Source organism: Kitasatospora sp. NPDC048296 (genome assembly GCF_043201815.1).
In the GTDB taxonomy this organism is placed as follows: domain Bacteria; phylum Actinomycetota; class Actinomycetes; order Streptomycetales; family Streptomycetaceae; genus Kitasatospora.
This window is the reverse complement of sequence record NZ_JBICZB010000029.1, coordinates 38,832-58,607: the sequence shown is the minus strand read 5'-3', so window position 1 is coordinate 58,607 and position 19,776 is coordinate 38,832. Positions and strand designations below refer to the sequence as shown.

The 19,776-nt window shown below is 72.1% G+C and carries 18 protein-coding genes; 15 read left to right on the top strand and 3 right to left on the bottom strand.

Features of this window, described 5'->3' with window-relative positions:
• Positions 1-52: 52 nt before the first annotated feature.
• Positions 53-949, top strand: a complete 897-nt coding sequence (locus ACGF12_RS19180) for a hypothetical protein (RefSeq protein WP_393031040.1) — start codon at positions 53-55, stop codon at positions 947-949.
• A 35-nt stretch (positions 950-984) separates the two neighbouring features.
• On the opposite strand, the gene ACGF12_RS19175 is transcribed toward ACGF12_RS19180, so the two are convergent.
• Both ACGF12_RS19175 and ACGF12_RS19170 read right to left on the bottom strand, forming a co-directional pair.
• Complete coding sequence (locus ACGF12_RS19175; RefSeq protein ID WP_393031037.1) at positions 985-2,154, bottom strand: NADH-quinone oxidoreductase subunit D; 1,170 nt, start codon at positions 2,152-2,154, stop codon at positions 985-987.
• Positions 2,151-3,167 (bottom strand): SAM-dependent methyltransferase, encoded by a 1,017-nt coding sequence (locus tag ACGF12_RS19170; RefSeq protein ID WP_393031034.1) that lies wholly within the window; start codon positions 3,165-3,167, stop codon positions 2,151-2,153. Before ACGF12_RS19170 ends, ACGF12_RS19175 begins: the two co-directional genes overlap by 4 nt.
• A 165-nt stretch (positions 3,168-3,332) precedes the next feature.
• On the opposite strand from ACGF12_RS19170, the gene ACGF12_RS19165 reads away from it, so the two are divergent.
• The 8 genes from ACGF12_RS19165 (at position 3,333) to ACGF12_RS19130 (ending at position 11,174) form a co-directional block, all read left to right on the top strand.
• Entirely contained in the window at positions 3,333-4,523 is a 1,191-nt protein-coding gene (locus ACGF12_RS19165) for a sensor histidine kinase (RefSeq protein WP_393031128.1), read from the top strand.
• A gap of 25 nt (positions 4,524-4,548) precedes the next feature.
• Positions 4,549-5,238: a response regulator gene (locus tag ACGF12_RS19160; RefSeq protein ID WP_393031031.1), complete on the top strand. Its 690-nt coding sequence runs from the start codon at positions 4,549-4,551 to the stop codon at positions 5,236-5,238.
• A 90-nt stretch (positions 5,239-5,328) separates the two neighbouring features.
• On the top strand, positions 5,329-6,267 hold the full coding sequence (locus ACGF12_RS19155; RefSeq protein WP_393031028.1) for a Rossmann-like and DUF2520 domain-containing protein: 939 nt from the start codon (positions 5,329-5,331) through the stop codon (positions 6,265-6,267).
• Entirely contained in the window at positions 6,254-7,159 is a 906-nt protein-coding gene (gene panC, locus ACGF12_RS19150) for a pantoate--beta-alanine ligase (protein WP_393031026.1), read from the top strand. The genes ACGF12_RS19155 and panC overlap by 14 nt, the downstream gene beginning before the upstream one ends.
• Before the next feature lie 56 nt (positions 7,160-7,215).
• Positions 7,216-7,662, top strand: coding sequence for an aspartate 1-decarboxylase (panD, locus tag ACGF12_RS19145; protein WP_387618528.1), 447 nt, complete (start codon positions 7,216-7,218; stop codon positions 7,660-7,662).
• Between the two features lie 15 nt (positions 7,663-7,677).
• Positions 7,678-9,351 (top strand): L-aspartate oxidase, encoded by a 1,674-nt coding sequence (locus ACGF12_RS19140; RefSeq protein ID WP_393031022.1) that lies wholly within the window; start codon positions 7,678-7,680, stop codon positions 9,349-9,351.
• Between the two features lie 4 nt (positions 9,352-9,355).
• Entirely contained in the window at positions 9,356-10,327 is a 972-nt protein-coding gene (gene nadC, locus ACGF12_RS19135) for a carboxylating nicotinate-nucleotide diphosphorylase (RefSeq protein WP_393031019.1), read from the top strand.
• Positions 10,328-10,385: 58 nt separating this feature from the next.
• Complete coding sequence (locus ACGF12_RS19130; protein WP_393031016.1) at positions 10,386-11,174, top strand: type III pantothenate kinase; 789 nt, start codon at positions 10,386-10,388, stop codon at positions 11,172-11,174.
• Between the two features lie 7 nt (positions 11,175-11,181).
• On the opposite strand, the gene ACGF12_RS19125 is transcribed toward ACGF12_RS19130, so the two are convergent.
• Complete coding sequence (locus tag ACGF12_RS19125; protein WP_393031013.1) at positions 11,182-11,850, bottom strand: hypothetical protein; 669 nt, start codon at positions 11,848-11,850, stop codon at positions 11,182-11,184.
• Between the two features lie 433 nt (positions 11,851-12,283).
• Between ACGF12_RS19125 and ACGF12_RS19120 the strand changes: the two genes are divergently transcribed.
• The 6 genes from ACGF12_RS19120 to ACGF12_RS19095 all read left to right on the top strand — a co-directional run bounded on the left by ACGF12_RS19120 (position 12,284) and on the right by ACGF12_RS19095 (position 19,609).
• Positions 12,284-13,024 carry a hypothetical protein gene (locus tag ACGF12_RS19120; protein ID WP_393031010.1) on the top strand — a complete coding sequence of 247 codons (741 nt, stop codon included), beginning with the start codon at positions 12,284-12,286 and terminating at the stop codon, positions 13,022-13,024.
• Between the two features lie 92 nt (positions 13,025-13,116).
• Positions 13,117-14,673 carry a bifunctional lysylphosphatidylglycerol synthetase/lysine--tRNA ligase LysX gene (lysX, locus tag ACGF12_RS19115; RefSeq protein WP_393031007.1) on the top strand — a complete coding sequence of 519 codons (1,557 nt, stop codon included), beginning with the start codon at positions 13,117-13,119 and terminating at the stop codon, positions 14,671-14,673.
• Positions 14,674-14,994: 321 nt separating this feature from the next.
• A complete protein-coding gene (locus ACGF12_RS19110) occupies positions 14,995-15,447 on the top strand; it encodes a BlaI/MecI/CopY family transcriptional regulator (protein WP_393031005.1) in 453 nt (150 codons plus the stop codon).
• 9 nt (positions 15,448-15,456) lie between these two features.
• On the top strand, positions 15,457-15,993 hold the full coding sequence (locus ACGF12_RS19105; RefSeq protein ID WP_387618514.1) for an amino-acid N-acetyltransferase: 537 nt from the start codon (positions 15,457-15,459) through the stop codon (positions 15,991-15,993).
• A gap of 91 nt (positions 15,994-16,084) precedes the next feature.
• Positions 16,085-16,435 (top strand): Lsr2 family protein, encoded by a 351-nt coding sequence (locus tag ACGF12_RS19100; RefSeq protein WP_380608459.1) that lies wholly within the window; start codon positions 16,085-16,087, stop codon positions 16,433-16,435.
• A gap of 654 nt (positions 16,436-17,089) precedes the next feature.
• Entirely contained in the window at positions 17,090-19,609 is a 2,520-nt protein-coding gene (locus ACGF12_RS19095; protein WP_387618510.1) for an ATP-dependent Clp protease ATP-binding subunit, read from the top strand.
• Positions 19,610-19,776: the final 167 nt, after the last annotated feature.

The following is a 19,776-nucleotide window of genomic DNA, read 5'->3' as shown; positions in this document are numbered from 1 at the left end:
CCGGGGCGTGGCCACCCGCGCGTACGCCCCCGCGAAGCTCTACCCTTGCCGGGTGGCACCAGCAGAAACGTCCAAGAAGAAGGCCAAGGCGAAGCCCCCGGCCTCCCCCGCCCCCGTCGACCTCGCGATGCCGACCCTGCGCCGCGAGATCCCGCGCGACGAGGTCCCGCTCGACTTCCCGCGCGCCTGGGTCGAGTTCGCCGACCCCGCCGACGAGGAGCAGGTCTTCCGCTGCGACCTCACCTGGCTGACCTCCCGCTGGTCCTGCGTCTTCGGCCAGGGCTGCCACGGCATCCGCGAGGGCCGCGGCGAGTCGGACGGCTGCTGCACGCTGGGCGCGCACTACTCGGACGAGGACGACGAGAAGCGCGTCCTGGGGCACGCGGCGCGGCTGACCCCCGAGCTGTGGGAGAACTTCGCCGAGGGCACCGACGCCAAGGGCCGGATCAGGTCCGACGGCGGCATCACCATGCTGGACGAGGACGGCGACCGGCAGACCCGCCGGGTGGGCGGCGCCTGCATCTTCGTGAACAGCCCCGACTTCGCGGGCGGCGCCGGCTGCGCCCTGCACGCGCTGGCCCTCAAGGAGGGCCGCGAGCCGCTGGAGACCAAGCCGGACGTCTGCTGGCAGCTGCCGATCCGCCGCACCTACGACTGGATCGACCGCCCCGACGACACCCGCTACCTCCAGGTCTCCATCGGCGAGTACGACCGCCGCGGCTGGGGCCCGGGCGGCCACGACCTGCACTGGTGGTGCACCGGGGCCCCGGCGGCGCACCAGGGCGCGGAGCCGGTGTACGTCAGCTACCGCCCCGAGCTCACCGAGCTGATGGGCCGGGCCGGCTACGAGGTGCTGGCCCGGCTGTGCGAGGAGCGGATCGCCACCAAGGGCGACCGCAAGGTGGCCCCGCACCCGGCCGACCCTGGCAAGAAGAGCAAGAAGAGCTGACCTGCCCGCCGGCTCCGCCCCACCTGTCGACGGCCCTACTTGTCGATGTCGCCGACCACGAAGAACATCGACCCGAGGATCGCCACCATGTCCGCCACCAGCGTCCCGGGCAGCAGCTCGGTCAGCGCCTGGATGTTGTTGAAGGACGCCGAGCGCAGCTTGAGCCGCCACGGCGTCTTGTCGCCGCGCGAGACCAGGTAGTAGCCGTTGATCCCGAGCGGGTTCTCGGTCCACGCGTAGGTGCTGCCCTCGGGCGCCTTGAGCACCTTGGGCAGCCGCTGGTTGACCGGGCCGGGCGGCAGGGTGGCGAGCTTGTCGAGGCAGGCGTCGGCGAGGTCCAGCGCGTTGAGGGTCTGCTCCAGCAGGCACTCGAAGCGGGCGAGGCAGTCGCCCTCCTCGCGGGTGACCACGGTGAGCACCTGCCGCAGCTCCTCGGAGCCGTACGCGAGGTAGGGCTCGTCACGGCGCAGGTCGAAGTCGAGGCCGCTGGCCCGGGCGATCGGGCCGCTGACCCCGTACGCCTCGGCCTGCGCCCGGGTGAGGACGCCGACGCCGGCGGTGCGGGCGCGGAAGATCTCGTTGCCGAGGACGAGGTCCTCGAAGACCGGCATCTGGGAGCGGACGGTGGCGACGGCGGTGCGGACCCGGCCGAGCCAGCCGGCCGGGAGGTCCTCCTTGAGGCCGCCGACCCGGTTGAACATGTAGTGCATCCGGCCGCCGGAGGCCTCCTCCAGCACGTGCTGGAGGTCCTCGCGGCTGTGGAAGGAGTGGAAGATCGGGGTGATCCCGCCCAGCTCCAGCGGGTAGGAGCCGAGGAACATCAGGTGGTTGAGCACCCGGTTGAGCTCGGCCAGCAGGGTGCGGACCCACACCGCCCGCTCGGGGACCTCCATGCCGAGCATCCGCTCGACGCCGAGGACGACACCGAGTTCGTTGGAGAAGGCGGAGAGCCAGTCGTGCCGGTTGGCCAGCATGATGATCTGCCGGTAGTCACGGGCCTCGAACAGCTTCTCCGCGCCCCGGTGCATGTAGCCGATCACCGGCTCGGCGGTGACGATGCGCTCGCCGTCGAGCAGCAGGCGCAGCCGCAGCACGCCGTGCGTGGCGGGGTGCTGCGGGCCGATGTTGAGCACCATGTCGGTGGTGCCCGCCTCGCCGGTGAAGTTCTCGGCTCCCGCCCCGATGCCGACCGTGGTCTCCCTCATGAACCCAGAGTCTGCCATCCCGGCACCGACTCCAAGCTCTCTGGTACCGACATGTGGACGGCCTGCAGGACCCACCCGAACCCGCCCAGCCCGCCCGGGTCGGTCAGCTCGGCCCCCTCCCCCGCACCGCTCAGCGCCCGCAGGTAGCCCGCCGGGTCGGTGGAGGCCAGCGCGAGCGACGGGCGTTCGCCGCTCACCCCGAGCGCGCGCAGGGCCTCGCGCTGGGTTGTCCACAGGCTGTGGAGACCGGGCGCCGCGATCGAGTCCAGCGCGACGTGCGCGGTGACGTCGCAGGAGCCGTCCGGCACCGGGGCGACCTCCCGGCCGTCCCGGAAACCGGCGTACGTCCCGAACGGCGGCCGCCGACCGGCGGTGTGCCCGTAGTCCACGGCGACGGCCAGTCCGCGCTCCAGCCCGGCCACGGCCCGCGCCCAGGCGGCGTCCCGGGGGCCGCCGAACTCCACCACCCCGCCGGGCTCGGTGACCGGCCACCAGCGCTCGGCCCAGGCCGCGTCCGCCGCCGAGACCGGCTCGCCGAGGCGCTCCTCGCCGGTGGCGGTGTCCACTTCCCGGTAGCGCAGCACGCCGTCCCCGTCCACCTCCCCGGCGTCCAGCGGCACGTTGTCCAGCCACTCGTTGGCGAACAGCAGCCCGGTCAGGCCGCGTGGCAGCGCGTCCGTCCACAGGACTGTGGACGGCAGCCCGGCCGGACGCTCCGCGAGCTCCACGCCGTACGGGCGCAGCCGCGCCAGCACCTCGCCGGGCAGCTCGGCCAGCACGCCGGTCAGCAGTTCCCCCCGCCCGGCCCCGACGTCGACCAGGGCCAGCTCCTCCGGACGGCCGAGGGCCTCGTCAACCTCCAGCAGCAGCCGGGCCACCGCACGGGCGAATCTCGGCGAGGCGTGCACCGAGGTGCGGAAGTGCCCGGCCGGGCCCTCCGGCCTGCGGTAGAAGCCGCCGTCCGGGTCGTACAGGGCCCGTTCCATGGCGGGCGCCCACCGCATCCAAGTCATGGGGCGGGACGCTACCGGGCGTCGGGGAGCCCCTCCCAACCGGAGCCGGGGCTTCTCCGACCTACGGAGTAGGACGGATCGCCCTACCGGCGGACCTGGACACGTCGCGCGACTGCCTAGGCTTGAGACGTGCATCGACTCAACGCCTGGCTCCGCCGTCACCCCATGGTGGTCGACGCCGCCTGGGCGTCGATCGTGCTCTTCCTCGGCCTGCTGCCGAACGCCGACTACGCCGACGGCGGCTGGCGCCTCGACTCCGAGATCCTGGTCGCGGTGCTGCTGCCGCTGCTGATGGTCTTCCGCCGACGCTTCCCCGACCTCACCGTCGCCGCCGCCACCGGCGTCGCCCTCGCCCAGGTGACGACCGACATCGAACCGGGCGGCTCCGCCATCGCCTACCTGGTCTTCGCCTACACCGGTGCCGCCTTCGGCCAGAAGTGGACCTCCCGGCTGGCCCTGGCCGCCGGACTGGCCGCCGGGCCGCTGACGTTCTGGCAGATGAACCCGCTGAGGACGACGGTGCAGGCCGGCGAGGCGCACACCCGCCCGTACAACCTCGCCGAAGCAGTGCTGATCATGGTGCTGATGAGCACCCCGTTCATCCTCTGCTGGGCCTGGGGCCGGCTGACCAGGGTGCGCCGCGCCTACCTGACCGAGCTGGAGGACCGCGCGGCCCGGCTGGAGCGCGAGCGGGACGCCCAGGCCAAGGTGGCGGTCGCCGCCGAGCGCGCCCGGATCGCCCGCGAACTGCACGACGTGGTGGCGCACAACGTCTCGGTGATGATCGTCCAGGCCGACGGCGCCGCGTACGTCCTCGACAACTCCCCCCAGCAGGCGAAGGAGGCGCTCGGCACGATCGCCTCCACCGGACGGCAGGCGCTGGTCGAGATGCGCCGCCTGCTGGGCGTGCTGCGCACCGCCGACACCGCCGAGGAGTACGTCCCCCAGCCGGGCGTCGAGGAGCTGCCGGAGCTGCTGGAGCAGGTTCGTACGGCCGGGCTGCAGGTGGACTACGCGACCTCCGGGCACCCGCGCGAACTGCCGCGCGGCGTCGAGCTGACGGTCTACCGGATCGTCCAGGAGGCGCTGACCAACGTCCGCAAGCACGGCGGCCCCGACGTGCACGCCCGGGTCGCGGTCGACTTCGGCGAACGCGAGCTGGCCGTCCTGGTGGAGGACGACGGGCGCGGCAGCACCGACGAACAGCTGGCCGCCGGCGGAGCGGACGGTCTGGGCCACGGCCTGATCGGCATGCGCGAGCGGGTCGGCATGGTCAGCGGCCACCTCGACGTGGGCCCCCGCCCCGGCGGCGGCTTCCGGATCCGCGCCGTCCTCCCACTCAAGGCCGCACACTGACCCCCCGCCCTCTTTAGGAGCCACCTTGACCATCCGCGTGATGCTCGTCGACGACCAGGAACTGCTGCGCACCGGCTTCCGGATGATCCTCCAGTCCCAGGGCGACATCGAGATCGCCGCCGAGGCCGGCGACGGCGCGCAGGCCCTGGAACTGCTGCGGCACACGCCGGTGGACGTGATCCTGATGGACGTGCGGATGCCACGCCTGGACGGGGTGCAGGCGACCCGCCGGATCTGCCTGGCCAAGGACGGCAGCCCGCTGCCGAACGCCCCGCACGTGCTCATCCTCACCACCTTCGACCTGGACGAGTACGCCTTCGCCGCGCTCAAGGCCGGGGCCAGCGGCTTCCTGCTCAAGGACGTCCCGCCGACCGAGCTGGTGGCCGCGATCCGCGCGGTGCACGGCGGTGACGCGGTGGTCGCCCCGACCACCACCCGCCGGATGATCGACCGCTTCGCCGAGGTGCTGCCCACCCCGCAGAGCGCGCCCGGCTCGGACGTCCTCGGCCCGCTGACCGAGCGCGAGCGGGAGGTGTTCCTGCTGGTCGCCCAGGGCCTGTCGAACAGCGAGGTCGCGGCCCGGCTGGTGCTCTCCGAGGCCACCGTGAAGACCCACGTCGGCCGGATCCTGGCCAAGCTCGGGCTGCGCGACCGGGTCCAGGCCGTGGTGCTGGCCTACGAGGCCGGGCTGATCCGGGCCGGGGCGGCGGACTAGGGGCACCCGCTGGGGCCGCCCGTACACTGGGGCGGTACGTCCGGTACCCGCAGGTGGACTGGAACGGTCATTCAGGACAAGGGTGGGCGCGTGACTTCGTCCGAATTCGCCGACTTCGGCGACCCGAGCGACCCCGGCAACCGACCGGCCCGCCTGGCCGTCGGCGTGGTCGGCACCGGCCGGGTCGGCCCCGCGCTGGGCGCCGCGCTGCAGCTCGCCGGGCACACCGTGGTCGCCGCCTCCGGGGTCTCCGCCGCCTCCCGCCGCCGCGCGGACGCGCTGCTGCCGGGCGTGCGGATCGTCACCCCGCCGCAGGTCATGGCCGCCGCCGACCTGGTCCTGCTGACCGTCCCGGACGACGCGCTGGCCGACCTGGTGGCCGGCCTCGCCGCCACCGGCGCCGTCCGCCCCGGCCAGCTGCTGGTGCACACCTCCGGCGCGCACGGCGTCGGCATCCTGGAGCCCGCCACCCGGGCCGGGGCCCTGCCGCTGGCCCTGCACCCGGCGATGACCTTCACCGGCACCTCCGTCGACCTGGCCCGGCTGGCCGGCTGCCCGTTCGGCGTGACCGCCCCCGAGGAGCTGCGGCCGGTCGCCGAGGCGCTGGTGGTGGAGATGGGCGGCGAGCCCGAGTGGGTGCCCGAGGAGGTCCGCCCGCTCTACCACACCGCCCTCGCGCACGGCGCGAACCACCTGGTCACCCTGGTCGCCCAGGCGATGGAACTGCTGCGCACGGCCGGCGTCGCCGAGCCCGGCCGAATGCTCGGCCCGCTGCTCGGCGCGGCCCTGGACAACAGCCTGCGCTCCGGCGACGCGGCCCTCACCGGCCCGGTCGCCCGGGGCGACGCGGGCACCGTGCGGCGCCATCTGGCGCAGCTCAGTACGGTGTCCCCGGACATCCCGGCGGCCTACCGGGCGATGGCCCGCGCCACCGCGCAGCGGGCGCTCGCCAACGGGACGATCGACGAACCGTCGGCGGCGGCGCTGCTGGACGTACTGAACGAGGAGAAGCCAGATGGCACGCGGTAAGCAGTCGAACAAGCCCCAGCGGACGCCGAAGGTCCACCGGGCCGTCGTCACCCGCACCGTGGACGACTTCGAGGCCGCGTTCTGGCCGGACGAGCAGCCGGTGGACAACGCCGTCGTGATGACCATGGGCGCACTGCACGAGGGCCACGCCGCGCTGATCCGGGCCGCCCGCAAGCAGGTCGGCCGGGAGGGCCGGGTCGCGGTGACGGTCTTCGTCAACCCGCTGCAGTTCGGCCCGTCCGAGGACCTGGAGCGCTACCCGCGCACCCTCGACGACGACGTGCGGCTGGCCGAGGACAACGGCGCCGACGTGGTCTTCGCGCCCTCCGTCGAGGAGGTCTACCCGAACGGCGAGCCGCAGGTGCGCCTGGCGGCCGGCCCGATGGGCGAGCGCTTCGAGGGCGCCACCCGGCCCGGCCACTTCGACGGTGTGCTGACCGTGGTCGCCAAGCTGCTGCACATCACCGACCCCGACTTCGCCTTCTTCGGCGAGAAGGACGCCCAGCAGCTCGCGGTCATCCAGCGGATGGTCGCCGACCTGGACTTCGACGTCGAGATCGTCGGCGTGCCGACCGTCCGCGAGGAGGACGGCCTGGCGCTGTCCTCGCGCAACCGCTACCTCTCCGAGGAGGAGCGCACCCGCGCCCTCGCCCTGTCCAAGGCCCTGTTCGCCGGCCGTGACGTCGCCGCGCAGGGCCCGAAGGCCGTGCGCGAGGCCGCCTCGGCCGTCCTGGACGGCGCCGAAGGTGTCACCCTTGACTACCTCGCCCTGATCGACCCGCACGACTTCACCGAGGCGGCGGACGACTTCCAGGGCGAGGCGGTGCTGGCCGTCGCCGCGAAGGTGGGCTCCACCCGCCTGATCGACAACGTCCGCATCATCGTTCGCTAATCAGGTAACCGGTACGCAATCCCCCTCAGGCATGCACTCACTGGAGGCGTGACCCCATGCTCCGCACCATGCTCAAGTCCAAGATCCACCGGGCCACCGTGACCCAGGCCGACCTGCACTACGTCGGCTCCGTCACGGTGGACGAGGACCTGCTCGACGCCGCCGACCTGCTCCCCGGCGAGCTGGTCCACATCGTCGACATCAACAACGGCGCCCGCCTGGAGACGTACACCATCGCCGGCCCGCGCGGCACCGGCGTGATCGGCATCAACGGCGCCGCCGCCCGCCTGGTCCACCCCGGCGACCTGGTCATACTCATCGCCTACGGGCAGATGGACACGGCCGAGGCCAAGGGCTACGAGCCGAAGATCGTCTTCGTGGACGAGCAGAACCGGATCACCGGCCTGGGCGGCGACCCCGCCGAGGCCCAGGAGGGCACCGGGCTGCTCCGCGGTGACCAGGCGTACGGTGGCGACGGCGCGGCCGCCGCGGCCACGCGCTGAAGGAGCCGCTGAGCCATGTCCGTCACGCATCGCCTCACCGCCCCGGCCCCCGGCTGGACCGCCACCGCCGACGTGGTCGTGGTCGGCTCCGGGGTCGCCGGTCTCACCGTCGCCCTCAACGTCCGCAAGGCCGGCCTGCGGGCCATGGTGGTCACCAAGGCGATGCTGGACGAGGGTTCGACCCGCTGGGCCCAGGGCGGCATCGCCGCCGCCCTGGGCGAGGGGGACACCCCCGAGCAGCACCTGGACGACACCCTGGTGGCCGGCGCCGGGCTCTGCGACGAGGAGGCCGTCCGCACCCTCGTCACCGAGGGCCCGGACGCCGTCCGCCGACTGATCGCCACCGGCGCCCTGTTCGACCGCGCCGAGGACGGCGAGATCCTGCTGACCCGCGAGGGCGGCCACCACCGCCGCCGGATCGCGCACGCGGGCGGGGACGCGACCGGCGCCGAGATATCGCGCGCCCTGGTCGCCGCCGTCCGCGACGACCCCGGCATCGAGCTGATCGAGCACGCGCTCGTCCTCGATCTGCTGACCGACGCCGAGGGCCACGCGGCCGGGCTGACCCTGCACGTGATGGGCGAGGGCCAGCGCGACGGCGTCGGCGCCGTCCGGGCCCGCGCGGTGGTGCTCGCCACCGGCGGCATGGGCCAGGTCTTCTCCGCCACCACCAACCCGGCGGTCTCCACCGGCGACGGCGTGGCGCTCGCGCTGCGGGCCGGCGCCGCCGTCACCGACCTGGAGTTCGTCCAGTTCCACCCGACCGTGCTCTGGCTCGGCCCGGACGCCGAGGGCCAGCAGCCGCTGGTCTCCGAGGCCGTCCGCGGCGAGGGCGCCCACCTGGTGGACGCGGACGGCGTCCGCTTCATGGTCGGGCAGCACGAGCTGGCCGAACTGGCCCCGCGCGACATCGTCGCCAAGGCGATCACCCGGCGCATGCAGGAGCAAGGCGCCGAGCACATGTTCCTCGACGGGCGGCACTTCGGCGCCGAGATGTGGGAGCACCGCTTCCCGACCATCCTGGCGTCCTGCCGCGCGCACGGCATCGACCCGGTCACCGCGCCGATCCCGGTCGCCCCGGCCGCGCACTACGCCTCCGGCGGCGTCCGCACCGACCGGCTCGGCCGCACCAGCGTCCCGGGCCTGTACGCCTGCGGCGAGGTCGCCTGCACCGGAGTGCACGGCGCCAACCGGCTGGCCTCCAACTCGCTGCTCGAGGGCCTGGTCTTCGCCGAGCGGATCGCCGCGGACCTGGCCGAGCGGCACCGCGCCGGCGAGCTGCCCGAGCGCACGGTGGACGTCGCCGCCGCGCGGGCCGCGCGGCCGGTGCCGCTGCCGCCCTCCGAGGCGCGGGCCGAGATCCAGCGGCTGATGTCGCGCGGCGCGGGCGTGCTGCGCTCGGCCGCCTCGATGGCCGGCAGCGCGGCCGGGCTGGCCCTGCTCGCCGAGCAGGCCCACTCGCACATGGCCGAGGAGAAGCCGGCCGACCCCCGGGTGGAGACCTGGGAGGCCGCCAACCTGCTGCTGGTCGCCACCGCCCTGGTCGCGGCCGCCGGGCAGCGCGAGGAGACCCGCGGCTGCCACTGGCGCGAGGACTTCCCCGAGCGCGACGACGCCCACTGGCGGCGCCACCTGATCACCACCCTGACCGCCTCCGGCGACCCCGTCAGCACCCCTGAGGAGCAGTAGAACCATGACCCACTCCCATGAGGAACTCCCCCTGGCCGACCAGGCCGGCGGCTGCGGCGACGGCTGCGCCTGCGGGGACGGCGAGGGCTACGAGACCGGCCTGGACCCGCAGCTGGCCGAGCTGCTGGAGCAGGCCGGGCTGGACCCGATCGAGGTCGAGGACATCGCCACCCTGGCGCTGGCCGAGGACCTGGCCGGCGGCGAGGACGTCACCTCGGTGGCCACCGTGCCCGCCGACGCGGTCGCGACCGCCGACTTCACCGCCCGCCAGGCCGGTGTGGTGGCCGGTCTGCGGGTCGCCGAGGCGGTCGTCTCGCTGATCTGCGAGGAGGAGTTCGAGGTCGAGCGGCACGTCCAGGACGGCGACCGGGTCGAGGCCGGCCAGGTGCTGCTGTCGGTCCGCTCCCGTACCCGCGACCTGCTGACCGCCGAGCGCAGCGCGCTCAACCTGCTCTGCCACCTGTCCGGCATCGCCACCGCGACCCGGGCCTGGGCGGACGCCCTGGAGGGCACCGACGCGGTGGTCCGGGACACCCGCAAGACCACCCCGGGCCTGCGCGCGCTGGAGAAGTTCGCGGTGCGCTGCGGCGGCGGCGCCAACCACCGGATGGCGCTCTCGGACGCCGCCCTGGTGAAGGACAACCACGTGGTCGCCGCCGGCGGCGTGGCCGAGGCCTTCCGGGCCGTCCGGGCCGCGTACCCGGAGCTGCCGGTCGAGGTCGAGGTGGACACCCTGGAGCAGATCCCGCCGGTGCTGGAGGCCGGTGCGGACCTGATCCTGCTGGACAACTTCACCGTCGAGCAGCTGAAGGAGGCCGTCACGCTGGTGGCCGGCCGGGCGAAGCTGGAGGCCTCCGGCGGACTGACCCTGGCCAGCGCGCGCGAGGTCGCCCAGACTGGTGTCGACTACCTGGCCGTGGGCGCGCTGACCCACTCCTCGCCGATCCTGGACATCGGCCTGGACCTGCGCGCCTGACCGTCAGGTCGAGAGCAGCCCCTGCCCCGACCCCGTCCCGACTCGCAGAAAGCGCCCCATGCTCCTCACCATCGACGTCGGCAACACCCAGACCACGCTCGGCCTGTTCGACGGCGAGGACGTGGTGGAACACTGGCGGATCTCCACCGATCCGCGCCGCACGGCCGATGAACTGGCGGTGCTGCTGCAGGGGTTGATGGGCAACCACACCGCGGCCCGGGAGGCCGTGGTGGAGGGCCTGGCGATCTGCTCCTCCGTTCCCGCCGTGCTCCACGAGCTCCGCGAGGTGACCCGCCGTTACTACGGCGACGTCCCCGCGGTGATCGTGGAGCCCGGCGTGAAGACCGGGGTGCACGTCCTGATGGACAACCCCAAGGAGGTCGGCGCGGACCGGATCGTCAACGCGCTGGCCGCCAACCACCTGTACGGCGGTCCGTGCATCGTGGTCGACTTCGGCACCGCGACCACCTTCGACGCCGTCAACGCCCGCGGCGACTACGTCGGCGGGGCGATCGCCCCCGGCATCGAGATCTCGGTCGAGGCGCTCGGCGTCCGGGGCGCCCAGCTGCGCAAGATCGAGCTGGCCCGCCCACGCAACGTGATCGGCAAGAACACCGTCGAGGGCATGCAGTCCGGCATCCTCTACGGCTTCGCCGGGCAGGTCGACGGCCTGGTCGAGCGGATGGCCCGGGAGCTGGCCAAGGACCCGGACGACGTCCAGGTGATCGCCACCGGCGGCCTCGCCCCCCTGGTCCTCGGCGAGGCCACCACCATCGACGTGCACGAGCCCTGGCTGACCCTGATCGGCCTGCGCCTGGTGTGGGAGCGCAACCGGCCCACCGGCTGAGCGGCGCTCAGCGGCCGGGCGTCGGGAAGCCCGGCAGGTTGTACGGGCCGGACGTCGGGAAGCCCGGCGGAGGGGTCCAGCCGGACGCCGGGAGGGCGGGCAGGGTGGTCAGACCGGGCGGCGGGACGGTGAGCTGGGTCTTTCCCGGCGGCGGGGTGGGCGTGAAGTCCTTCCCCGTCACCGGGTCCTTCGGCAACGCCGCCGCGACCTTCTGCCAGCGCGGGTCCTTCACCACTGCGGCGAGCTGGTCCATGGTCAGCGGCGGGTCGGTGCGGGTGATCGGCGCGCCCTGCTCCAACGGCTTGCGGTTCCACTCCTGGAGCATCAGCTGGTACCCGTCCACGGTCAGCTTGGCGGACCAGGTCTTCGAGCCGGCCGGCTCGCCGTCCCGGGTGCCGGCCCGGTAGAGGCGCAGGTGGCCGCCGTCCGGGAGGGTGGCCTCGGTGCAGGCGTCGCCCCCGGCCGTCCCGGACGGGCAGCCGGTGTCGTTGCCGCCCGGGAAACGCGTGATCCAGAACAGGTACTGCACCGGGCCGTGGCCGTCGTCCAGCACCAGCCGCAGCTGCGGGGTGTCGCTCTCGGTGCCCCTGGCCTCGCCCACCGCCACCGTCCCGGACGGCAGGAGTTCGGTGAGCATCTGTTGGAACTCCGGGCCCGAGACCGCGGCGGCGGGCACGGTGCGAGAGGAAGACCCGCACCAGCACGGTGTGCGCGTACCCGGCCGGGTTGTCGATCCGGCGTTTGGTCCCGAACCAGGACGTGCGGTGCCACTGGGCGTAGATCCGCCCGAACGCCTCCTGCACCAGGTCCTCGGCGAGGTGGGTGTCCCCGCCGGCGAGCAGACAGGCCGACCGGTAGAGCGGTCTGGCGCGGGCGGCCGCGAAGGCCTGGAAGTCCTCGTCCCGCCGCCCGCCCCGGGCCGCCTTCTCCTGACCGTCCGGTCGCATCCTGCCCGGCCCCCTCGCTCGTTCTCCCCTGACACCTGGATGACCCGGTGCACCCCGGGCGGCGTTACAGGTGACGGCGAAAGGCTTCTTCGCCGGGCCGAACGTGGAGTGTTCGGCGCGACGTTACCGACAAATCGGATATTCCTCACGTAGTGTCAACCCATGCCTACGCCACACGGATCGCGCGGCGGCATGGCCTTCAGCGCCGACGAAGTCCGCGTGCTGCGCCGAGCCCTCGCCCAAGCCCTGCACCCTGCCGTCCCCATCCACCGCCAGGTGCCCGACCGGACGGCGTTCGCCGGTCCGGGCGCCGAACTGTGGGCGGAGGACGTCCAGGACGCCCTGCGTCTGACCGAGGCGATCGACGAGGCCGTCCAGGAGGGCGGCCGACTGCGCGCCTTCCTGCTCGCCGACCTCGGCCGCTACCGCTCCGCCCTGCCGGGCAGCGCCCCCGGCTACCTGGAGCGCCTGGAGGAGGCCGTGACCGACGGCTACCTGCCCGGCCCCGAGGACCTCACCGCACTGCGCGGGCTGACCCGCCAGCCCTGCGGCCAGGGCGAGCGGGCCCGCCGCTCCCGGTTGGCCGGGCGCTGCCACGCGCTGGCCGAGGCCGCGGTCCGCGAACGGCTCGCCCTCACCACCGGGCAGCCGCGCCACCTGGTGGCCGTACCGAACCCCGCCGCACCCCCGAGCAGTCACCCCACCCCTGTAGGAGGACGGACCACGATGAGCAGCACCGACTCCGGCCCGGAGCAGCCCGCCGCCGCGAAGACCCCGCCCCGCCCGCACCGGATGCCCACCCCGGCCGAGCTCTTCGGCCGCCGGCCCAAGCCGCCGGCCCATCCCGCCCCGCCGACCGACGAGACCCCGGAGGAGATCGAACTCCGCACCGGCACCGGCTGAGCCACCGCACGCCGAGGGGAGACCGTCGCCACGGTCTCCCCTCACGCTTATCCGGTGGCGGAGCACGGTGTACGGCTGGCTACCCTTGTGGGGTGAGCGATCAGAGCCTTTTTCCCGCGACCGACGACCTTCCCGAGCAGATGCGCGTCCGGCGCGAGAAGCTGGACCGGCTCCGGGCGGCCGGTGTCGACCCGTACCCGGTCGGATTCCCCCGCACCACCACCATCGCGGACCTCCGTGCCAAGCACCCGGACCTCGAACCCGACACCGCGACCGGCGAGCGCGCCGGCATCACCGGCCGGGTGATCCTCTCCCGCACCGGCGGCAAGCTCTGCTTCGCCACCCTGCGTGACGGCACCGGCGACCTCCAGGTGATGTTCTCCCTGGACAAGCTGGGCGCCGAGCGGCTGGCGGCCTGGAAGGCCGACATCGACCTCGGCGACCAGGTCGGCGTCGAGGGCGAGGTGATCACCTCCAAGCGCGGCGAGCTGTCGGTGATGGTGGACCGCTGGGAGCTCACCGCCAAGTGCCTGCGCCCGCTGCCGGACAAGCACAAGGGCCTGACCGACCCGGAGGCCCGGGTCCGCCAGCGCTACGTCGACCTGATCGTGAACCCCGAGGCCCGCGAGATCCTGCACCTGCGCAGCAAGGTCGTCCGCTCGATCCGCCGCACCTACGAGGACCGCGGCTTCATCGAGGTCGAGACCCCGATGCTGCAGCCGGTGCACGGCGGCGCCAACGCCCGTCCGTTCAAGACGCACATCAACGCGTACGACATCGACCTCTACATGCGCATCGCGCCCGAGCTGTACCTCAAGCGGCTGGTGGTCGGCGGCGCCGAGAAGGTCTTCGAGATCAACCGCAACTTCCGCAACGAGGGCGCGGACGCCACCCACAACCCGGAGTTCACCTCGCTGGAGTCGTACGAGGCGTACGGCGACTACAACACCCAGGCCGAGCTGATCCGCGAGACGATCGTCAACGCCGCCCGGGACGCCCTGGGCACCACGGTGATCAAGGGCGTGGACGCGCACGGCGTGGAGCACGAGATCGACCTGGCCGAGCCGTGGGAGGAGGTCAGCGTCTACCCGGGCATCTCCGCCCACCTGGGCGTCGAGGTCACCCCGGAGACCGGCGTCGAGGAGCTGCGCAAGCTCGCCACCGACCACGACATCCCGTTCGAGAAGAACTGGGGCCACGGCCAGATCGTGCTGGAGATGGTCGAGCGCCTGCTGGAGGAGAACGCCGTCCGGCCGACCTTCATCAAGGACTACCCGACCGAGGTCTCCCCGCTGACCCGCCAGCACCGCTCGATCGCGGGCGTGGCCGAGAAGTGGGACCTGGTGATCTTCGGCACCGAGATCGGCACCGCCTACTCCGAGCTGATCGACCCGGTCGAGCAGCGCGCCCGCTTCACCGCGCAGTCCCTGCTGGCGGCCGGCGGCGACGTCGAGGCGATGCAGCTGGACGAGGACTTCCTGCGCGCCCTGGAGTACGCGATGCCCCCCACCGGTGGCCTCGGCCTCGGCGTGGACCGCCTGATCATGCTGCTGACCGGCAAGAACATCCGGGAGACCGTGCTCTTCCCGCTGGTGAAGCCGGAGCCCAAGGCTTCCGCCGCGACGGCGGAGAAGACCGAGGAGGAGTGACCTGATGGACTACGTCAGCGCGATCGTGCCGCCGCTGGTCATGGCGATCGGCTTCGGCTTCCTGGTGCGGGCCATCATCCGCAGCCAGGGCGGGGCCCAGAAGGCCAAGGAAGACATCGACTGAGCCCCGGGGCGCCCGGGCCCTCCCGGGCCCTCGGGGGAACGTCCCGGGGCCTTCCCCGCGAGCGAACCCGCGACTGACGCCGTCAGCCGCCCGAGAACGACCCACGCGCCGCCATTCCCGATTCCCGGGGGTGGCGGCGCGCCGGTTTGGCGCACTTCACAAGATTTGCCCCATTCGCTCCCTATCCTGGCGGCACTATGGTCCGGCAACTCGGCGAACTTGAGAACGCCATCATGACCCGGGTGTGGCGGTGGAACCGACCGGTGACGGTTCGCGAGGTTCTCCTGGATCTGCAGTCGGAACGCGAAATCGCGTACACCACGGTGATGACCGTCCTGGACAAGCTGCACAGAAAGGGCTGGCTGCGCCGCGAGAGGGCCGGCCGGGCCTATCGATATGAGCCGGTCTCCTCGCGCGAGGCGTACACGGCGGCTCTGATGAACGACGCGTGGGCCACCAGCGACAATCCCGCGGCGGCCCTGGTGCACTTCTTCGGCCTGATGTCGCCCGAGCAGCGCGAGGCACTCCGGGACGCCTTGCGGGTGGCCGCTCCGTTCCCGTCCGATCCGCCCACCGGGGATTCCGCGCAGGACGCACCGGATAGTGCCGGACCGGATACCGGGGAGACCGCGCCGGGGGCGACGCGATAACGTCCCGCCATGGAGGTCACCATCCGCCGCGCGCGGACCACGGACGTACGGGCCGTACGAGGGCTCATCGACGCCTACTCGCGCGACGGCATTCTGCTGGACAAGCCCACTGTCACACTGTTCGAATCCGTCCAGGAGTTCTGGGTCGCGGAACGCGACGACAACGGCGCGGTGGTGGCCTGCGGCGCCCTGCACGTGATGTGGGAGGACCTCGCCGAGGTCCGCACGCTCGCGGTCGATCCGTCCTGCCGGGGCTTCGGGATCGGGCATCTGCTGCTGGAGAAGCTGGTGCAGACGGCCCGCTGGCTCGGCGTCCGTCGGATTTTCTGCTTGACGTTCGAGGTTCCGTTCTTCGCGAAACACGGTTTCGTCGAGATCGGGGAGCTCCAGGAAACCGATGATGGTACGACAGACCCGGCGGCGATCGCTACGGATGTCTATGAAGAACTCCTCCGCTCGTACGATGAAGGTGTCGCGGAGTTCCTTGACCTGGAGCGGGTGAAGCCCAACACGTTGGGCAACTCGCGCATGCTGCTGCACCTCTGAGCGGCTCCGTGCCGGTCAAGGGTTTGTGTTTTCCGGAGAAAGGCGCTTTCCTTTCCTTAGGCAATGGGTCGTTTAGCGGAAAGGGAAGCCCGTGGCACAGAGGGTGCAGGTCATTCTTGAAGACGATCTCGAGGGCGGTTCGGCGGACGAGACGGTGACGTTCGCGCTGGACGGCGTTGCCTACGAGATCGACCTGAAGAGCGCCAACGCGGACAAGCTGCGCGGTCTGCTGGCGCCCTACGTGGAGAAGGGCCGCAAGCAGAGCGGCCGTCTCGCCGGCGCCCGGCGTCCGGGCCGCGGCACCGCGGCGCGTCCGTCCGGCAGCGCTCCCGACACCGCGAAGATCCGCGCGTGGGCCAAGGAGCAGGGCATGGAGGTCAACGACCGCGGCCGGGTGCCGAGCACGGTCCGCGAGGCCTACGACAAGGCCAACGCGGCCTGACCCCGGCGCCGCCCCGGCCTACCGGAGCGGGTGCGGGGCCCCGGCGGCCGCGCACGGCGCCGACGACACACGCGCGGGGCGCGGAGGAGGCTCCTCCGCGCCCCGCGGCGCACGTCCGCACGGCCGCCGCGCCGTCGGCACCGGGGGCGTCCGGGGCTTCGGGCTCGGGCGGCGGAACAATCACAAGCTGTGCAACGCTGTAGAGGCGAAGCGGTAACACGGACTCCACCGGGACGGCGTACCGGACCTCCCGACCGCCGTTGAACCACCGTCACCACGGCCGGACTTCTCGCCAGGCGAACACCGCCACCGCGGAAACTGCGCGAGAACCGCCCCGATACCGGGTATGAATGCAGGTGGCCGGGTTCTTCGACCCGTCCAGGGGCAGTAAGTGCGACCGGCCGTAGATGGTCCGGCTCCGCCCCGGCGGCTCTTGTTCGCCGATGGCGTAGCGGTTTCCGGTGCATCCGGCCCACCTGTGGGAACACCGATTCCCAGCATCAGGTTGGGATTGGTGTCGGCTGGTCGCGCTGCATCTCGCTCCTCTACCGGGGAGTGAATCCGTGGGCCGCGCCGCTGAGCGGGACTAGCATGCGGAAGGACAGGGCGGGGACGGACCCCGAACTGCCCGACCGCTCTGAGGAGCGATAAACGATGTTCGAGAGGTTCACCGACCGCGCGCGGCGGGTTGTCGTCCTGGCTCAGGAAGAAGCCCGGATGCTCAACCACAACTACATCGGCACCGAGCACATCCTCCTGGGTCTGATCCACGAGGGCGAGGGCGTCGCCGCCAAGGCCCTGGAGAGCCTCGGGATTTCTCTTGAGGCCGTACGCCAGCAGGTCGAGGAGATCATCGGCCAGGGCCAGCAGGCCCCGTCCGGTCACATTCCCTTCACCCCCCGGGCGAAGAAGGTCCTGGAGCTGTCGCTCCGGGAGGCCCTGCAGCTCGGCCACAACTACATCGGCACCGAGCACATCCTGCTCGGCCTGATCCGCGAGGGCGAGGGCGTCGCCGCCCAGGTCCTGGTGAAGCTGGGCGCCGACCTGAACCGGGTGCGCCAGCAGGTCATCCAGCTGCTCTCCGGTTACCAGACCAGCGGCGGCAAGGAGTCGGCCACGGCCGGCGGGCCCGCCGAGGGCACCCCGTCGACCTCGCTAGTCCTGGACCAGTTCGGCCGCAACCTCACCCAGGCCGCCCGCGAGGCCAAGCTCGACCCGGTCATCGGGCGCGAGAAGGAGATCGAGCGGGTCATGCAGGTGCTGTCCCGCCGCACCAAGAACAACCCGGTCCTGATCGGTGAGCCCGGCGTCGGCAAGACCGCCGTGGTCGAGGGCCTGGCGCAGGCGATCGTCAAGGGCGAGGTCCCGGAGACGCTCAAGGACAAGCAGCTCTACACGCTGGACCTGGGCGCCCTGGTGGCCGGCTCGCGCTATCGCGGTGACTTCGAGGAGCGCCTGAAGAAGGTGCTCAAGGAGATCCGCACCCGCGGCGACATCATCCTGTTCATCGACGAGCTGCACACCCTGGTCGGCGCGGGCGCCGCCGAGGGCGCCATCGACGCCGCCAGCATCCTCAAGCCGATGCTGGCCCGTGGCGAGCTGCAGACCATCGGTGCCACCACCCTGGACGAGTACCGCAAGCACCTGGAGAAGGACGCCGCGCTGGAGCGCCGCTTCCAGCCGATCCAGGTCGCGGAGCCCTCGCTGCCGCACACCATCGAGATCCTCAAGGGTCTGCGCGACCGCTACGAGGCCCACCACCGGGTCTCCATCACGGACGCCGCCCTGGTCGCCGCCGCCACCCTGGCCGACCGGTACATCTCGGACCGCTTCCTGCCGGACAAGGCGATCGACCTGATCGACGAGGCCGGCTCCCGAATGCGCATCCGCCGGATGACCGCGCCGCCGGACCTGCGCGAGTTCGACGAGAAGATCGCCGACGTGCGCCGCGAGAAGGAGAGCGCGATCGACGCGCAGGACTTCGAGAAGGCCGCGTCCCTGCGCGACGACGAGAAGCAGCTCCTGCAGGCCAAGGCCAAGCGCGAGAAGGAGTGGAAGGCCGGCGACATGGACGTCGTCGCGGAGGTCAACGAGGAGCTCATCGCCGAGGTCCTGGCCACCGCCACCGGCATCCCGGTCTTCAAGCTGACCGAGGAGGAGACGTCCCGCCTGCTGCGCATGGAGGACGAGCTGCACAAGCGCGTCATCGGCCAGAAGGACGCCATCAAGGCGCTCTCCCAGGCCATCCGGCGCACCCGTGCGGGCCTCAAGGACCCGAAGCGCCCCGGCGGTTCGTTCATCTTCGCCGGCCCGTCCGGCGTCGGTAAGACCGAGCTGTCCAAGACGCTCGCCGAGTTCCTCTTCGGCGACGAGGACGCGCTGATCGCGCTCGACATGTCCGAGTTCTCCGAGAAGCACACCGTCTCCCGGCTGTTCGGCTCCCCGCCCGGATACGTGGGCTACGAGGAGGGCGGCCAGCTGACCGAGAAGGTCCGCCGCAAGCCGTTCTCGGTCGTCCTCTTCGACGAGGTCGAGAAGGCCCACCCGGACATCTTCAACTCGCTGCTGCAGATCCTGGAGGACGGTCGACTGACCGACTCCCAGGGCCGCGTGGTCGACTTCAAGAACACCGTCATCATCATGACGACCAACCTCGGCACCCGGGACATCTCCAAGGGCTTCAACCTGGGCTTCGCGGCCACGGGTGACACCCAGACCGGGTACGAGCGGATGAAGGCGAAGGTCGGCGAGGAGCTCAAGCAGCACTTCCGCCCCGAGTTCCTGAACCGCGTCGACGACATCGTGGTGTTCCACCAGCTGTCCGAGGACGACATCATCCAGATCGTCGACCTGATGATCGCCAAGGTGGACGAGCGGCTCAAGGACAAGGACATGGGCCTGGAGCTCAGCGTCGAGGCCAAGAAGCTGCTGGCCAAGCGCGGCTACGACCCGATCCTGGGTGCCCGTCCGCTGCGCCGCACCATCCAGCGCGAGATCGAGGACCACCTCTCCGAGAAGATCCTCTTCGGCGAGCTGCGGGCCGGCCACATCGTCGTCGTCGACGTCGACGGCGAGGGCAAGGACGCCAAGTTCACCTTCCGCGGCGAGGAGAAGTCGGCCGTCGCGGACACCCCGGCCGCAGTTGCCTCGTCCGGTCCGGACCTGACGAAGTAAGGCAACATTTAACAGACAACTTCACAGCACCGAGCCCCCGGCGTTCGCGCCGGGGGCTCGGTGCGTTCGGGGGCGGAGGACCCCGTCGTCACTGCGGGCCGGGACGGGTGGCTCCGCGGCCGGCTGGTGCGGACACGTCCCACTTCTCAGCAAGGTTTAACCCGCAT

Coding starts and splice junctions, on each gene's coding strand:
- ACGF12_RS19175 (WP_393031037.1), bottom strand. CDS start 2,154: ATGAGGGAGACCACGGTCGGCATCGGGGCGGGAGCCGAGAACTTCACC.
- ACGF12_RS19170 (WP_393031034.1), bottom strand. CDS start 3,167: ATGACTTGGATGCGGTGGGCGCCCGCCATGGAACGGGCCCTGTACGAC.
- ACGF12_RS19165 (WP_393031128.1), top strand. CDS start 3,333: ATGGTGGTCGACGCCGCCTGGGCGTCGATCGTGCTCTTCCTCGGCCTG.
- panC (WP_393031026.1), top strand. CDS start 6,254: ATGGCACGCGGTAAGCAGTCGAACAAGCCCCAGCGGACGCCGAAGGTC.
- panD (WP_387618528.1), top strand. CDS start 7,216: ATGCTCCGCACCATGCTCAAGTCCAAGATCCACCGGGCCACCGTGACC.
- ACGF12_RS19140 (WP_393031022.1), top strand. CDS start 7,678: ATGTCCGTCACGCATCGCCTCACCGCCCCGGCCCCCGGCTGGACCGCC.
- nadC (WP_393031019.1), top strand. CDS start 9,356: ATGACCCACTCCCATGAGGAACTCCCCCTGGCCGACCAGGCCGGCGGC.
- ACGF12_RS19130 (WP_393031016.1), top strand. CDS start 10,386: ATGCTCCTCACCATCGACGTCGGCAACACCCAGACCACGCTCGGCCTG.
- ACGF12_RS19120 (WP_393031010.1), top strand. CDS start 12,284: ATGCCTACGCCACACGGATCGCGCGGCGGCATGGCCTTCAGCGCCGAC.
- ACGF12_RS19110 (WP_393031005.1), top strand. CDS start 14,995: ATGGTCCGGCAACTCGGCGAACTTGAGAACGCCATCATGACCCGGGTG.
- ACGF12_RS19105 (WP_387618514.1), top strand. CDS start 15,457: ATGGAGGTCACCATCCGCCGCGCGCGGACCACGGACGTACGGGCCGTA.
- ACGF12_RS19095 (WP_387618510.1), top strand. CDS start 17,090: ATGTTCGAGAGGTTCACCGACCGCGCGCGGCGGGTTGTCGTCCTGGCT.